Raw genomic sequence first — 14,984 nt, forward strand, 5'->3', positions numbered from 1 at the left:
TTCACCGTATCGACGTCGTTATTTCACCGTTAGAACGTCCTTTGTTCACTCTAAAGACGTGGGCTAGTCACCCAAACGACGTGCTTTGTCCCTCAGGAGACGTTGTTTCGGTCACCCAAACAACGACGTTACGCCACCCTGTAGATGGCGCTCTAGTGGTCGCAACGAGATCCCGTGTCACTCATACAACGTGCTTTGCCTCTCATACGACGTGCTTTGTCTCTCATAAGACGATGATTGCCCCCTTTCGTCCCTCCGGAAACTCGTTAAAATTCAACGGTCGTCATGGATTAGGGAACGCGACATGGAAAGCAAGTCCGGTGCCGCGGAACTCATCGACCAGGTCGAGAAAATCCGTCGCATGAGCAAGGAGCGCGATGCGCTGGTCGCAGAAGCGATCATACAGCAGCTCCCGTTGTGGGAAGAGAGCGTTCGAGGCTTACCAAACGCCCTCGCGCGCTCGGCGCTTTTTACGGCAGCAAACCGCAGCGTTGCACGAGAGAACTTCCGGAATCGCAAGATCGCCGCCGTCAAGGGAATCGAGATTGTCTATACCGGCGAAGAGTTGCGGCAGGAGGATGGTGACGTTTTTCTGCAAATCGTGCACTTGGCGCGACAGCAGCCGCTCGGTGAGATCGTCGAGTTTTCTGGCTATGGCCTCCTGAAGGAACTTGGTTGGACCACGGCCAAGGGTAGCTATGACCGGTTACGGGAGTGCATCAACCGCCTGTCCACGACTACCGTGAAGGTCAAAATGAGCTTTCCTGGTACAAGCTCCGAACGGGAGAAGGGGTTCGGTAGCTCATTGATTCGAAAGTTCGAGTGGGACGAAAGCGCTGCACGCGGTACGTCTCAGCGGTGGCGAGTCTGGCTTGAGCCCGAGATCATCTATCTCTTCCACGAGAATACCTACACCAAGATCGATTGGAAGCAGCGCTTGAAGTTGCCGCCGCTCGCCAAGTGGCTGCACCAGTTCTACTTCTCGCATCGTGAGCCGATGGGGTACAAGGTCGAGACGATCAAGATGCTTTGCGGGTCACGCATAGCCGTGCTTGCCAAGTTTCGCTACAAGCTCCGTGAGGCCCTCGATAGCCTGATCGAGGTGGGTTTTTTGTTGTCCTATCACATTGATCCTGCTACCGACGTACTGATGGTCCGCCGTGCTCCCAAGCCTCCCGTGCTTCTCAGCATGTGACGGCAACGACGTCGTTTGAGTGATAGTTGGCGGCACTGCGCTGGCCACAGACTGAGCAGCACTCTCGGCGTTACGTGAGGACGCGGTGCTTCTTCCGAAGGCTGGCGATCGAGAGGCTTGCGTGGCTACAAGGCCGCTCTGTGTGGTGGCGAGCCGTCTCAGTATCACCGATCAGACGACGTTCGTTCCTCCATGACTATTGAGCGGACTCCCTAGCCGCATCTAGCCTCGAACTTTGCCCAGGCTGCGCGGAACCGATAGAAGGTTGCGATATCGGCCCACCCCATGCGCTGCATGATCGTGTCGACGGGAATTCCAGCGCGCAGCATACGCGCGCACCAAGTGTTACGGAGCGTCTGAGGTCCTTGGCGGCGTTCCTCGGCACTATCCCCAAGTGCTTCAAGTAGCAATTTCCTGACGACGACGTAGAGACGGGTGCGATCTATCGGCTTCAACCTGCTGCGATCGAGTCCCGCAAAGGCTGGATCTTGAGGGGCGCGGCCAGCGAGTTGAGTCGTAAAGGCTACCAGTGCTACCTGCGCCCGATCATCGATTGGCGTTGTCCGCCGGTGCATCGCTGCTTTTCCGCAAAACGTCGTTGGAACAGTGAACGTGACTAGGTGGTGATGTGCTGCGGCAGAAACACAACTAACGGTCATTCGAATTAGTTCTGCCGGTGAGGCGCCGGCGTAGAGGCACAGCGCGACCATAGCCTTGTCGCGCCGGCGCAAGTCGTCTTCAGCGGTAGAGCGAAGGAGAGCATCGAGTTTTACTGCTTGCTCTTCGCTCAAGAACGCTGGCGGGGCGTTCGACAAGGGCTCATCTAGAAGGGCTCGCGCTGCCTGGGCGTAGTCTCGATCGACGTAGCCGTCTGCGGCGAGCGCTGAGTAGACGGAGGAGGCGAGGCCGAGTAGGCGGAGCGCGTGTTCCTTCTTCGACATCGACAGTGCACAGTCTCGCCAGAATGAAGCCGGCGCTGTTTGAAGCGTCAAACGGTTTTCCTCTAGTTTTACGCAGGCCTTGTTCCAGATGAAAAAAGTGATTCTCAGGCTTGCTGGAGACATGGGCAGTGTCGAGAGGATTGCTTGTCCGTATTTTTTAGCGCTTGGTGGGAGAGTTGGTTTTCCCCGCCCGTCTAGGGCGGGGCTGTAGTTGTTCATAAATACATGACCGTTAGTTGTGTGTTGGGGAACACAGTCTATCATTCGGCGCTCAGGTTTAGCGGGCTCTGGAGCGTAAGAGGGCTCTCCCTTTCCCGGTGAGGAGCAACTGCTCGCCCAGCTGCGGCACACGGCGATCCACGATCAACTCGACAGCCTGCTCGACGAAGCTAGCCAGGGGCAGAGGGCGGTGCGCGAAGCGGTGCTGTTCCTGGCCGAACGTGAGGTCGGTCAGCGCTACACCCGGGACATACAGACCGGCATGAGACTCGCCCGTTTCCCATGCCTGCGCACGCCCGAACACTTCGACTTCGAGGCGAAGCCCTCGATAGGCCCGGGGCAGATCCGTGATCTCGCCACCGGCCGCTGGACCGGCCATCGTCAGGTCCGGTGCCGATTGATCTCCGGCCCGAACAGCTTGAGCGCTTCGCTCAGCTTCTTGTTGAAGGACAGCAGGCACTGGGCATCAGTTCTTCGGCCGCCTGTATGACGGCCATCGCTGATGGCAGAGGCGTTTGGGCGGTTGCCCACTTGGTATTTGCTGGCGGACTTGGCCAACAGATGTGCCATCAGCGCGATGGCCTTAAGGCTGTTCATCTCAGCGGCTTCGCTGCCATCAGGCAGAACGGCTTGGCGGGTCTCTTGACATCCTCCCCGCCCTCTCGCTTCGCTCGCCGCGCAGCGGGAAGGGCGGGGATTCCTGCTGGGCTAGGCCGCATGGCGTAGCCCTTCGGTGGGTTCTCGCTTCACCGGGCGGCCTGACTGCACCTGTCCCTCCACGAGCGCGTGGCCGTCGCCGGCCAGAACCGCGTGTCCCGCGGCCAGAATGTTCTTCGCGGCATTGACGTCCGCGTGGTCGGTGTGGCCACAGGACCGGCACCGGAAAACTTCGCCCTTACGGTTGTCCGCATGGGTGTGAGCGCAGGCGTGGCAGCGCTGCGAGGTGTAAGCGGGGTGGACGAGCACGAGCACTCCATCGCGCCATTCGAGCTTGTACGCGAGCTGGTCCTTGAACATCGTCCAGCCCTGATCGAGGATCGAGCGGTTCAGGCCCGCCTTCTGACGCACCCGCTTGCCGGGCGCCTCTTGCGTGCCTGCGGCCGACGCGCTCATCGATCGAACCTTCAGATCCTCCAGGCACACGAGCGCGTGTTCGCGGGCGATCTGCGTCGAGAGCTTATGCAGGAAGTCCGCCCGCTGCCGGGCGATCCCCTGGTGGATCTTCGCCACCCGGGCTTGTGCCTTGCGAAGCCGGTTCGAGGGCTGCAGTCGGAACCCCTTCGGGAAGGGTTTCCCTTTGGGAATGCCGGCGGCGACTTTCGCAGCTTCGATCTTGCGGGTGACGGCCCGCTGGTAGCGACGCAGCCGTTGTAGTGATCGTTTGTGCGCATCGAGCGGTGCGATCCGCTGCCCGGTGTCGAAGGCGGCGAAGTTTGCCACCCCACGATCGATGCCGCAGGCCTTCGGGCCGCGCTCGAGCGCCTTGGGTTCGAACGCGCAGGCGATCGACACGTACCAGCCATCGGCCTCGGCGCGCAGCGTGACCGTGATCGCGCGCCCCTCGATCGGGCGGCTCGCCCGGTAGCGCAACCAGCCCACCTTGGGAAAGCGGATGCGCCCGTTGGCCGCGTCCACCGAGAAGCACTTCACATCGGTCTCGCGCAGACCGATCGGGTCGCCGCGGCGTTTGAACTTCGGGTAGCCGCCTTCCTTCCTGAAAAAGCGCTGGAAGGCGCCATCGAGCGCACGCACCACGTTCTGCAGCACGTGCACCGGCACCTCGGCAAGATAGGCCGTCTCCGGGGCCTTGCGCCAGGTGGTGACCCACTGGCACATGCCCGCGAAGCCGGCATACTTCTCGCCACGCTCGCGTCGAGCCTGCTGCTCGGCCAGGGCGAGGTTCCACACCTTGCGGCTGCACCCTGCCCAGCGTCGTAGCACCGCCTCGGCCTTGCGGTTGCTCCGCAGCCGATACCGATACGCACGATGGAAGCCCGTTCCCTCACTCATGCGATCAGGCTCACACAACCGATCCGGATTTCAAGCCCCCAGTTCGCCTGCGGCGAACGCGCTATCCTTCCCCGGCCTGAAGTGCCGGGGCTTGCCGCGCATTTCGGTCATCCCAGATCGAAGGGACGCAGTCGACGCTCGACACCGTAACCTGCTCGAGCTGACGTTCCGGGTTCTGGTCGTAGCTGCTGACGCGAACGTAGCCGATGCGCTGACCGTGCAAGGTGTCCTCCTGAGGGCAATGTTTCAGGAAGAAATCCATGACCCTTGGAGGTGAATGTCAAACAATTTTGGAAACGATTCTATCCTGACGCTTTCGTGTCGGATGGTCTGACGCCAGGTTAGGGTATAGCCCAACCTGACTCGCACGAATGCCACCGGCTTAGCGCGCTCGATTTTCCGTTTTCCGAGACGCCTTCAGCGTTGCCAGCGGCAGGAAGAGCGTGAACGGTGAGTCGGGCAAAGCGATGAAGCCATGATGTCGGTAGAAGGCCGCTGCCGCCTCGTCCTTGGCGTCCACCATCAAGGCATAGGCGGCAATCTCGGAGCGGACAGCACGGTCAAGCGCATCGGCCACCAGTGCGCCGCCCAGCCCTTGCCCTTTGAAAGCCTGATCGACGGCCAAGCGGCCCATGCGAACCGCCGGGACGGTCGGATAGCGCGGCAACTTCTTGCCGACGCTGGCCGGAAGATCGGCCAGCAGCAGGCTTGCCGACGCCAGCGTGTAGTAGCCCGCGATGCGCTGCCCTTCCGCCAACGCCACGAAGCAGGCAGCCACACGGCGGCGAACATCTTGGGTGACTTGTTCCCGCAGGTAACGCTCAAGGGGTTCGGAACCGCAGTTGAACGCTGCGCGAACGTGCGCTGCATCGAGCGGCGTGAGCCGGAACGGTGCGCTGCTCATTCAGTACGCAAGAGCTTGCGGCGACGGGCGAAAGCGCGTTCCAAGGCCGGGGCCGGTGGTGGTGGCGACAGCAACGCCTGTGCAAAGCACTCCTGATCGGCCAGCGACAGGCGGATGACCTCGGCTTGCTCAATGGCGCGTTGCGCGGCGTCCTGGACGGCAGCGACCACGAAATCGGTCATGGTGCGCCCCTGAAGTTCAGCGGCGCGCTTGAGCATCGAATGCAGATCGGTGCTGATCCGCGCTTCGAGGCGGGCGGTAGAAGTGGCTGTGGGCATCGTCTTGTCCTCCTGCCGAAATGATACGGCAGATTGCCGTACATAGCCACGCCACTACCATACTGTTTTTTCGTTTCGTGAGCTGAACCCTTCTACGTCACCACCACTGCGGCCGGCGCCACGCTCACCCACGACGCCAAGGGCACGACGTTCTGCAGCATGTGCACACAGGCACCTCGGCAAGATAGACCGTCTCAGTGGCCTTGCGCCAGGCGGTGACCCACTGGCACGTGCCCGCGAAGCCGGTATACTTCTCACCCCGCTCCCGCCGGGCCTGCTGCTCGGCCAGGGCGAGGTTCCACACCTTGCGGCTGCACCCTGCCCAGCGCCGCCGTACCGCATCGGCCTTGCGGTTACTCCGCAGCCGATACCGGTACGCACGATGGAAGACCGATCCCTCACTCATGCGATCAGGCTCTCACATCCGATCCGGATTTCAAGCCCCCAGTTCGCCTATTGCGAACACGCTATCCTTCCCCGACCTGAAGTACTAACAGCGTGATGTAAAAGGCTGTGAACGATCTGAAAAGCTGCATGTCATAGACGTATCTCCAGACTCCTTGTCCGGCAACGATGCGCGGCCAACTCGACCCCCAGTCCTCGATGTTCCACTACTTCTCGCCGGACTCGCGTGTGCCGGCGGATCATCCGCTGCGACGGGTGAAGCGTTTGGCCGACCGTGCCCTGGGCGCAATTTCTGGGGAGTTGGACGCGCTGTACTCCTCGGTCGGTCGCCCATCGATTCCGCCAGAGCGACTGCTCAAGGCGCAATTGCTGATTGCGCTGTATTCGGTTCGCTCGGACCGGCAGTTCTGCGAACAACTCGACTACAACATCCTGTTCCGCTGGTTTCTCGACATGGATCTTGAGAGCCCGACGCTGGACCAGTCGAACTTCAGCCGCCTGCGCGAACGCCTTGTCGCCACCGACGTGGCCCGACGCTTCTTCGATGAGGTCGTCAATCTGGCCCGCAAGCAGAAGCTGCTGTCCTCGGAGCACTTCACGGTCGACGGCACGCTGATCGATGCCTGGGCTTCGTTCAAGAGTTTTAAGCCCAAGGACGGTGATGACGGCACCGGGATGGTCGACTTCAAGGGCGAGAAGCGCTCGAACGCCACACATCAAAGCACGACCGATCCTGAGTCTCGACTCATGCGCAAGGGCAACGGCCAGCCGGCCAAGCTCAGCTATGGCGGGCATGTGCTCATGAAGAACCGCAATGGGCTGTGCGTCGACATCCTCATCACCGAATCGACCCAGGCCGAGCACCGTGCCGCGCGGCAGCTGCTCACTCGCGCACGTCGACGGCACATTCACCCCAAGACGCTCGGCGCCGACAAGGGCTATCACGTGAAGGAATTTGTCGGGCACCTGCGCGAGCACGCGGTGCGACCGCACATCGCGCGCATCAAGGATCGGAAGACGCCCGGCCTGTATGGGCAAACCACCCGAACCGAGGGCTACCGGGTCAGCCAGCGAAAGCGAAAGCGCGTCGAGGAGATCTTCGGTTGGTTGAAAACGGTCGGCGGATTGCGAAAGACCCGTTTCATCGGCCAGGCGAAGACCCAGATGGCGGCCTTAATTTCCGGTGCTGCATACAACCTGCTCCGAATCGCGAAATTGAGCGTTTCGGAGGTGAAGGCATGAGCACAGGCGCGCAAACGGACCTTCGTGGTCGCCGTTGCGGCCACGAAGACAATTCGAACGCGGTGCGAAGGCGATTCCGGAAAATGATGTCACGATGAAATTCGACCTGAACCTCAGTGAGGGCGCGGGATCACCAGTTCTTGCATCAGCCTGTTAGCTGGCAATGATCATCCGAGTCACAAGCTCCGCAGCGTTATGGACACCGAGCTTGCGCATGATTGACGCACGGTGAACGTCTACCGTTCGCGGCGAGATCCCCATCGTCTGTCCTATCTCCTTGCTGGTGTGGCCGTTGACGATATGGCGCGCAACCTCACGCTCCTTCGGCGTCAAAGCGGAAGAGCTCGGAACTCGGTCCTTCAAGTGCTCGAAGGTCCACACCATTAACTGGAACGGATCTCCCGGTGACAAGGTTCGCGCGCGGGCACGAACCCAGATGATCTCGCCATTCTTGCGCTGCATGAAGCGCTCATCTTCGTAGCGGGGACGGTTCTGCAGCCACCGGCTCCAGCGTGACCCGATCTTCTCGAAGTCGATACTCGACGGGTACAGCAGGCGCGTCGTCTGCCCTTCTAGGTCTACCCGGTTCCAGCCGAACAGCAGTTCGATCTCGGTGTTCACCCTCAGGATGGTTCGGTTCGACGTCACCATGATCGCGGTCGGCGCGTCCATGAAACCGGTCAGATTGAGAGCCTCATCAGGAAGATCGTGGTAGCTCATCTTGTTCTTTATGCGCCTATAAGTAGTTTCTACGTACTTTCTACGTATAAATCTACGTAGTTTCATGCATATCCGCCAGCCCCCTGCAAAAGCCACACTGTTTCGCAGGAGGAGCAGACATGACACATGACGTCTACATCATCGGATCCGGTCACACCCGCTTTGGCCGACTCCAACAAACGCTGGAAGAGCTCGTCGTCGAAGCTGCGCGCGACGCAATCTCGGAAGCAGGGATCGCGCCGTCGGAAATCGACGCCGTGTTTCTTGGGCACTTCAACTCGGGGCTCGTACCCGATGGCTTCGCATCATCCCTGATCCACCAGGCCGACCCCGCGTTCCGGTTCAAGCCTGCTGTGCGCTGTGAAAACGCTTGCGCCTCAGGCTCCGCAGCAATCTACTCCGGACTGGATGCGATTCGATCGGGTCGTGCGAGGAACGTGCTCGTTGTCGGCGCCGAGAAAATGACCCATCGGTCGACTGGTGACGTGACGACTGCCTTGGCGGGCGCCGGCTATCAAAACGACCCGGTGGAAAGGGGGCTCAGCTTTCCCCAGGTCTTTGCCATCGTGGCTCAGGCCTATGCCGAACGTTACGGCGATCCGCTGGACGCCATGGCCCGCATCTCGGCAAAGAACCACGCGAATGCAATGAATAATCCCCTCGCGCAGATGCACAAGCCGGTGCCGTACGAGTTCTGCCGCGAGGTTAGCGACCAGAACCCCCTCATCGCACCGCCGCTCAGGCTCTCCGACTGTTCGCTCATTTCCGATGGCGCTGCCGCGATTGTTCTGTCTTCAGCCGATGCGGCAGCGAGCGCCAAGCGGCGCGTGCGTATTGCCGCAGCCGAGCATGTCTCGGATTTCCTGCCCATGTCGCGACGTGATTTCCTCGCGTTCGAAGGGCCTGCGCGGGCAATCGCTCAAGCCTATGCCGCAGCGGGAATCAGCGCAGGTGACCTCGATTTCGCGGAGGTGCACGACTGTTTCACCCCAGCCGAGCTGCTCATTTACGAAGCGATGGGACTCGCGCCAAAGGGGCAGGGCGCACGTGCCCTCGAAGAGGGAACGGTCTTCGCAGACGGCCGCACCCCAGTGAATCTCTCCGGTGGTCTCAAAGCCAAAGGACACCCGGTCGGTGCCACAGGGGTCTCCATGCACGCGCTGGCCTTCCGGCAACTCACCGGGCAAGCGGGCGCAATGCAGCGTAAGGGCGCCGAATGGGGGCTGACCTTCAACATGGGTGGAACAGCCGTCGCGAACTATGCCTCAGTCCTGAACGCTGATCGCGCGTGAGGCAAGCATGAACATCGCCAACTGGCTCTACCAAGCAGCTCATGCTTGGCCACAAAACCCCGCCATCCTCGACGGCGAAAAACTGGTCCATGACTATTCCGGCCTGTTGAGGGCTGTGTGTGACCGCGCACACCATTTTGCGAATGTGCACGGCATCAACCCGGGAGATCGCGTCGCCGTTTACTCGAAGAATGTGCCCGAGTATCTCGAGGTACTGCACGCGTGCTGGTGGATCGGTGCTGTCGTCGTTCCGGTCAACTACAAACTGCATCCGACAGAAGCCGAGTGGATCATCACAAACTCGGAAGCGCGCCTCGTACTGACGGAGAAAGGCAACGTCTTCTCCGCTCATGTCGAATTCGTCGAGGAGAAACTCACGAAAGCGGTTGCCCAAGGCACTCCGGTAACTGCCCCGCATCCGGCGAGAGACACCGATGTTGCTTGGTTGTTCTACACGTCAGGCACAACAGGTAAGCCCAAGGGCGTCATGCTCAGCCATGAAAACCTAAGGAACATGGCTCTCTGTTACAGCCTGGACGTCGATACGCCCCGCCCCGACGATCATATGCTGTATGCCGCCCCCATGTCCCATGGGGCCGGACTCTATATGTTCTCGCAGATTCGGGTAGCGGGCGCTCACCTGGTCCCGGCGTCTCGCGGGTTCGACAGCACGGAGATCATTGCACTCGCCAAGAGCCGGGGGAACCTCGTTTTCTTTGCTGCTCCGACGATGGTGAAGCGTCTCGTGGCAGCCGCCCAAGTCGAGGGCTATGACGGTGCCGGCATCCGCACGATCATGTACGGAGGCGGGCCGATGTACGCGAATGACATCGACCACGCACTGGAAGTGTTGGGGCCGCGTTTCGTACAGATCTACGGACAAGGTGAAAGTCCGATGACGATCACAGTCCTTCCCCGCGCCCTCGTTGCTGATCAGAGCCATTCGCGCTGGCGTGCCCGTCGCAACTCCGTGGGCTACGCGGCTGGCTGCGTAACGCTCGCCATCCTTGACCCGGAAGGAACCGAACTCCCCACCGGCCATACCGGCGAGATCTGCGTGCAGGGACCGACGGTAATGCTCGGCTATTGGCGGAATCCAGAAGCCAGTACCGAAACGCTACGCAATGGTTGGCTGCACACCGGGGATCTTGGGCATCTCGACGAGGATGGCTTCCTTTACCTGACGGATCGTTCCAAGGACCTGATCATCTCCGGCGGAACCAATATCTATCCACGAGAGGTCGAGGAGGCGCTGTTACGCCATCCAGCGATTTTCGAGGTCGCCGTTATCGGTGAACCGGAACCAGAATGGGGCGAGCAAGTTGTCGCTTATGTCGTTTTTCAAGCCGACAAGAGTGCAACGGAGGCAGAGTTGGATAGTTGGTGCAGACAGCACATTGCCTCGTTCAAGAGGCCAAAGCGTTATGTTTTCGTATCAGATCTGCCGAAGAACAGCTACGGAAAGATCTTGAAGACTGAATTGAGACGTGCCGTTTTTTCGGCAATGCAGTGAGCACGCGGGCAATTTGAACCCGCATCCATAAGCCAAGGAGGAGATTATGAAAAGACGTGACTTTTTGAAGACCACGGGCGCACTTGCCGGCGTCGGAATGCTCGGTATGCCAAGCTTTGCACAGGCTCGCGCTTCGATGAAGTTCGATAGCTATGTCACCGAGAGCGCTGGCCCCTCGTGGATCGACCGCTGGTTCCTCGATGAACTGCAAAAACGTTCCAATGGCGACATTTCCGTCCGGTATTACTGGGCTGGCAGTCTGAACAAGGTTGGCGAGCACCTTGGTGCAGTCCGTGACGGCACCTCCGAGATCACCATCATTTCTCCGGGATATTACCAAGCTGAAATGCCGGTAACGCGAGGGCTCGAATGGTACTTCCGAGTAGATCGTGCCGATTCGCTGCAGCGGGTCTGCCAGGATGTATACGAAAACTTCGCGCCGCTGCGTCAGGAGTGGGAGCAGCGCCACCGCTCAAAGGTCCTCTACTGGACGAACTGGAACTACGCTCCGCTCGTGATGCGTAAGCCCATATCTTCGCTTGCAGACCTCAAGGGCAAGAAGATTCGTGCCTATGGCGTGGGTACCGACGTCATCGAACGCCTTGGCGGCATTGCCGTGCCAATGGTTGCAGGTGAGGTATATCAGTCTCTCGAGCGCGGAGTGCTCGACGGGGTCTATGGGTTCGATTTCGTTACGGCAGTCGCATATAAGCTGCACGAAATCGCGCCGAACTTTTACGACATTGGCGACGGCGCACACGCTCCCGCGCTAACCGTAATGAACCGGCAGGTCTGGGAAGGGCTATCGCCGGCGAATCAGAAGATCTGCAACGACCTCGCCAATGAGCTTTACAACGGGAAATTCGCCGAGATCTATGAGGGCGTTCTGACCAATTATGTGAAGAAGGCCGTCGCCGAGGGTGTCAAGTTCATCGACCTCCCCGAAAGCGAAAAGGCCCGAGCCAAGGCAACGATCCAGCCGGCCCAAGTCGAGAGCTGGATCAACAAAGTCGCCCAACCGAACGGGATTGACGGGAAGGCGATGCAGGATGTGATCGAGAAGGCAATCGCGAAGCACGCGTCCGAGGGCAAACTCAAGCGGCCGATCGAGATTGCAGCGAGCCTCTAACGATGCTCACGTTCGATCGTCTGCTGACGCGGACCTCTCATGTGATGTCCTGGGTGGCGTTGGTCTTCCTCGCCTTCATGATGTTCGCGATCACCATCGATGTCGTAGCGCGTGCCCTTAGCGGACGCGCGGTTCCGGGTCTCTTCGAGATGTCGGAAATGTCGATGGCGATGGTCGTCTTCATGGGGCTGGGCGTAACACTGCTTGACGACGGTCACATCCGCGTGACCCTGGTAACTGACCGGTTGCCAAAGGTCATTGGGCGTCAATGTACTGCCGTCGGCTGGGTCTTTGCCGGACTGACCTTCGCCTTGCTCGCCTGGCCTGCAACTAAGGAGGCGGTCTACTCGGTCTCCATCCTTGAGTTCCGCTGGGGTGCATTGCAGGTGCCCGTCTGGTGGGCCAAGGTGATGGTGGCCGTAGGTCTTTGGTTTGCCGTACTTCAGGCATTTGTCCACGCCGCCCTCGTTGCACGCGATCGACTGCCGGAGCAACGGCGCGTGAACGCCAACGCTGCGCACTGAACGGCAGATGCCGGGCCAGAACGGCCCGGCATCTGCCGCATCAGATCTCGGCAGCATCAAAGAATCCAGGAAATGTCATGGACGTTACCCTCATCACATGTATCGCCGTAGGGCTGATCTTTGCGCTCCTTGCACTCGGCACCCCGGTATTTGCGGCCCTCGCTCTATCGGGCGCCTTCGGTATCGTCATGGTTGAGAACCTCGATTTCCTTCTCAACCGCCTCAAATCGCTGCCCTTCTCCACCACCGCAAGCTATTCACTCACGGTCATTCCCCTCTTCATCCTGATGGGGGCCTTTGCTCATCATGCGCAAGTCGGTAAGCGGCTGTTCAATGTCGCACGCAAGTGGGTTGGGCATCTGCCGGGCGGTCTTGCCATGGCCGGAATCCTGACTTCGGCGGGCTTTGCAGCCACATCGGGATCATCGGTCGCCACGGCCGCCACGGTTGGCGCGGTCGCGATCCCTGAGATGAAGAAGGCGGGTTACGACCCTCGCCTCGCCGCAGGCTCGGTCGCAGCGGGCGGAGTCCTAGGCGTACTGATTCCGCCTTCGGTTCTTCTGATTTTCTATGCCGCGCTTACGGAAGTGTCCGCAGGCAAGATGTTGATCGCCGGTTTTGTACCGGGGATTCTGACCACGCTCGTTTTCATGGCCGGCATTGCGGTGATCGGCCGCCGTGGCATGAACCAGGAGGCGCGCAGCCCGCGTTCGCCGTGGGGCGAGCGGATTCGTGCAACGGGACAAGCCTGGCAGGTAGTCGTACTTTTCGTGCTCGTACTTGGCGGAATCTATGTCGGCCTCATCACACCAACCGAAGCCGGTGCAATCGGGGCACTCGCCGCTCTGATGATGCTGCTGTTCTCACGCGTCGCCCGCGCAACGCTGGGTACGAGGCTCTTGGATAGCTTCCGCAGTACCGCGACCACCACGGTGATGATCCTCTTCACGATGATCGGCGCCGGGATATTCAGCTATTTCCTGACCCTAGTTCAGATACCGCAGGCGATTGCAGAGGTGATTGTTGAAAGCGGCATCTCTCCTTCCTTGATAGTCGCGGTTCTGCTGCTGGCCTATGTGCCACTGGGGATGTTTCTCGATGCGTTCTCGATGATGGTAATCACCCTGCCGATCGTGTTTCCCACGGTTTCAGGTCTTGGCTTTGACCCGATTTGGTTCGGAATCTTATGCGTCAAGATGTGCGAGATCGGGCTGATGACACCCCCGGTAGGCTTGAACTGTTTTGTGATCGCGGGGATCGACCGAAGCACATCCTTGGCAGATGTGTTCCGTGGTGCGCAGTGGTTCGTAGCAATGGAGATGTTCACCGTGGCCATCCTGTTCGCATTTCCCGCGATCACGACCTGGTTGCCCGAAACGATGATGGGACGCTGAGGAAAGGGAGAAGCTCATGCGCGAGAACTATGGCACGGCACTCATCACGGGGGGTGGGTCGGGGATCGGGCGGGCCGCTGCGCTTGCACTCGCTCAACGAGGCGCACGCGTCGTCGTCACTGACTTGAGGCTCGAGAGTGCCATCGAAGTTGCTCGGGAGATCACGACGGCGGGCGGTGAGGCAATCGGTATCGCGCTCGATGTTGGCGATGCGGCGTCGATACTGTCGGCGTTCGATCGAACGGAGGCAGAGTTCGGGAATGTGGATGTCCTTGTAAACAGCGCTGGACTGCTCTTGGTCGAGCCACTCCTCAGCTTTTCTCCGGAGAGTTGGGAGAGGGTGATGCGCGTCAATGTCACCGGAACCTTTCTGGCAAGCCAGCGCGCTGCACAGGGCATGGCCGAACGAGGCTATGGACGTATTGTTAACATCACCTCTGTCTCGGGGCTACGAGCAGGGGTGGGGCGCACGGCCTACGGGACATCAAAGGCTGCCATCATTGGCCTCACCCGGCAGTTTGCGCTGGAACTCGGCCCTCTCGGAGTGACCGCGAACGCGATTGCTCCGGGAGCAATCGAGACCCCGATGACACTGGGTACCTACAGTGATGAGACCTGGGAAAACATTCTTGCTATGGTCCCCGCGAAACGCCGTGGCACTCCCCAGGATATCGCTGAGGCGATCGTCTACATTGCGTCCCCAGCCGCCTCTTACGTTAACGGGGAGACGCTCACCGTGGACGGAGGCTATGTGGCCGCCGGCATGACACAGACAGGCAGGTTACGCGTCTGACCCGGTGCGCGACAAGCCCCGCCGTTCAGGGCGGGGAAGGATAGCGCGGACGGCGTAGCCGTCCTTGCCTTTGCCTCTCAGTGCGGTGTCTGCTGCTGCTCGATGTACTGGCGCACGATGGAAATCGGCGCACCGCCGCAGCTAGAGGCGAAGTAGGACGGCGACCAGAGCACGCCCTTCCAGTAGCGCTTCTGGATGTCGGGCCGTTCCCTGCGCAGCAGGCGGCTGGATACGCCCTTGAGGCTGTTTACCAGATTCGACACCGCCACCTTCGGCGGATACTCAACCAGAAGATGAACATGATCGTCCTCGCCGTCCATCTCGATCAGGCTAGCCTCGAAGTCGGCGCAGACCTTGGCGAAGATGCCGCGCAGGGTATCAAGTCGGCCCTGAAATATTCAATTTCCCGCTTTCAGCGGCTGATT

At 60.2% G+C, this 14,984-nt stretch carries 16 protein-coding genes and 2 pseudogenes; 9 read left to right on the top strand and 9 right to left on the bottom strand.

Going from position 1 to position 14,984, the window contains the following annotated elements:
- Positions 1-304: 304 nt before the first annotated feature.
- A complete protein-coding gene (gene trfA, locus CGK74_RS05295; protein ID WP_094267466.1) occupies positions 305-1,195 on the top strand; it encodes a plasmid replication initiator TrfA in 891 nt (296 codons plus the stop codon).
- A gap of 212 nt (positions 1,196-1,407) precedes the next feature.
- Here trfA and CGK74_RS05300 read toward each other — a convergent pair whose 3' ends face one another.
- A complete protein-coding gene (locus CGK74_RS05300) occupies positions 1,408-2,355 on the bottom strand; it encodes a tyrosine-type recombinase/integrase (protein WP_165770044.1) in 948 nt (315 codons plus the stop codon).
- Positions 2,356-2,512: 157 nt separating this feature from the next.
- Here CGK74_RS05300 and CGK74_RS19145 point away from each other — a divergent pair.
- Positions 2,513-2,680 (top strand): annotated as a pseudogene (locus CGK74_RS19145) (ATP-binding protein); the annotation flags it as partial.
- A gap of 56 nt (positions 2,681-2,736) precedes the next feature.
- Here CGK74_RS19145 and CGK74_RS19150 read toward each other — a convergent pair.
- From CGK74_RS19150 to CGK74_RS05330, 6 genes are all read right to left on the bottom strand, one after another.
- Positions 2,737-2,952 (bottom strand): hypothetical protein, encoded by a 216-nt coding sequence (locus CGK74_RS19150; RefSeq protein WP_133091782.1) that lies wholly within the window; start codon positions 2,950-2,952, stop codon positions 2,737-2,739.
- 111 nt (positions 2,953-3,063) lie between these two features.
- Positions 3,064-4,365: an RNA-guided endonuclease InsQ/TnpB family protein gene (locus tag CGK74_RS05310; RefSeq protein ID WP_094267468.1), complete on the bottom strand. Its 1,302-nt coding sequence runs from the start codon at positions 4,363-4,365 to the stop codon at positions 3,064-3,066.
- 61 nt (positions 4,366-4,426) lie between these two features.
- Positions 4,427-4,627 (bottom strand): hypothetical protein, encoded by a 201-nt coding sequence (locus CGK74_RS19570; protein ID WP_476718178.1) that lies wholly within the window; start codon positions 4,625-4,627, stop codon positions 4,427-4,429.
- 120 nt (positions 4,628-4,747) lie between these two features.
- Positions 4,748-5,269, bottom strand: coding sequence for a GNAT family N-acetyltransferase (locus tag CGK74_RS05320; RefSeq protein ID WP_094267469.1), 522 nt, complete (start codon positions 5,267-5,269; stop codon positions 4,748-4,750).
- Complete coding sequence (locus CGK74_RS05325; protein ID WP_094267470.1) at positions 5,266-5,547, bottom strand: type II toxin-antitoxin system TacA family antitoxin; 282 nt, start codon at positions 5,545-5,547, stop codon at positions 5,266-5,268. Before CGK74_RS05325 ends, CGK74_RS05320 begins: the two co-directional genes overlap by 4 nt.
- A 124-nt stretch (positions 5,548-5,671) precedes the next feature.
- Complete coding sequence (locus CGK74_RS05330; RefSeq protein WP_094267471.1) at positions 5,672-5,953, bottom strand: helix-turn-helix domain-containing protein; 282 nt, start codon at positions 5,951-5,953, stop codon at positions 5,672-5,674.
- Between the two features lie 167 nt (positions 5,954-6,120).
- On the opposite strand from CGK74_RS05330, the gene CGK74_RS05335 reads away from it, so the two are divergent.
- Positions 6,121-7,194 (top strand): IS5 family transposase, encoded by a 1,074-nt coding sequence (locus tag CGK74_RS05335; protein ID WP_094267472.1) that lies wholly within the window; start codon positions 6,121-6,123, stop codon positions 7,192-7,194.
- 153 nt (positions 7,195-7,347) lie between these two features.
- Here the strand turns inward: CGK74_RS05335 and CGK74_RS05340 are convergent, their stop codons facing one another.
- Complete coding sequence (locus CGK74_RS05340) at positions 7,348-7,914, bottom strand: LuxR family transcriptional regulator (RefSeq protein ID WP_094267473.1); 567 nt, start codon at positions 7,912-7,914, stop codon at positions 7,348-7,350.
- A gap of 119 nt (positions 7,915-8,033) precedes the next feature.
- On the opposite strand from CGK74_RS05340, the gene CGK74_RS05345 reads away from it, so the two are divergent.
- From CGK74_RS05345 to CGK74_RS05370, 6 genes are all read left to right on the top strand, one after another.
- Complete coding sequence (locus CGK74_RS05345) at positions 8,034-9,206, top strand: acetyl-CoA acetyltransferase (protein WP_094267474.1); 1,173 nt, start codon at positions 8,034-8,036, stop codon at positions 9,204-9,206.
- Between the two features lie 7 nt (positions 9,207-9,213).
- A complete protein-coding gene (locus CGK74_RS05350; protein ID WP_094267475.1) occupies positions 9,214-10,719 on the top strand; it encodes a class I adenylate-forming enzyme family protein in 1,506 nt (501 codons plus the stop codon).
- 46 nt (positions 10,720-10,765) lie between these two features.
- Positions 10,766-11,848, top strand: a complete 1,083-nt coding sequence (gene dctP, locus CGK74_RS05355) for a TRAP transporter substrate-binding protein DctP (protein WP_094267476.1) — start codon at positions 10,766-10,768, stop codon at positions 11,846-11,848.
- Between the two features lie 2 nt (positions 11,849-11,850).
- Positions 11,851-12,372, top strand: coding sequence for a TRAP transporter small permease subunit (locus tag CGK74_RS05360; RefSeq protein ID WP_094267477.1), 522 nt, complete (start codon positions 11,851-11,853; stop codon positions 12,370-12,372).
- A 77-nt stretch (positions 12,373-12,449) separates the two neighbouring features.
- Positions 12,450-13,766: a TRAP transporter large permease gene (locus CGK74_RS05365; protein ID WP_094267478.1), complete on the top strand. Its 1,317-nt coding sequence runs from the start codon at positions 12,450-12,452 to the stop codon at positions 13,764-13,766.
- Between the two features lie 16 nt (positions 13,767-13,782).
- Positions 13,783-14,559 carry an SDR family NAD(P)-dependent oxidoreductase gene (locus tag CGK74_RS05370; RefSeq protein ID WP_094267479.1) on the top strand — a complete coding sequence of 259 codons (777 nt, stop codon included), beginning with the start codon at positions 13,783-13,785 and terminating at the stop codon, positions 14,557-14,559.
- Positions 14,560-14,636: 77 nt separating this feature from the next.
- Here CGK74_RS05370 and tnpA read toward each other — a convergent pair.
- Positions 14,637-14,933: pseudogene (gene tnpA / locus CGK74_RS05375) on the bottom strand (IS200/IS605 family transposase); the annotation flags it as partial.
- Positions 14,934-14,984: the final 51 nt, after the last annotated feature.

It is taken from the genome of Thauera propionica, from assembly GCF_002245655.1.
GTDB lineage: Bacteria > Pseudomonadota > Gammaproteobacteria > Burkholderiales > Rhodocyclaceae > Thauera > Thauera propionica.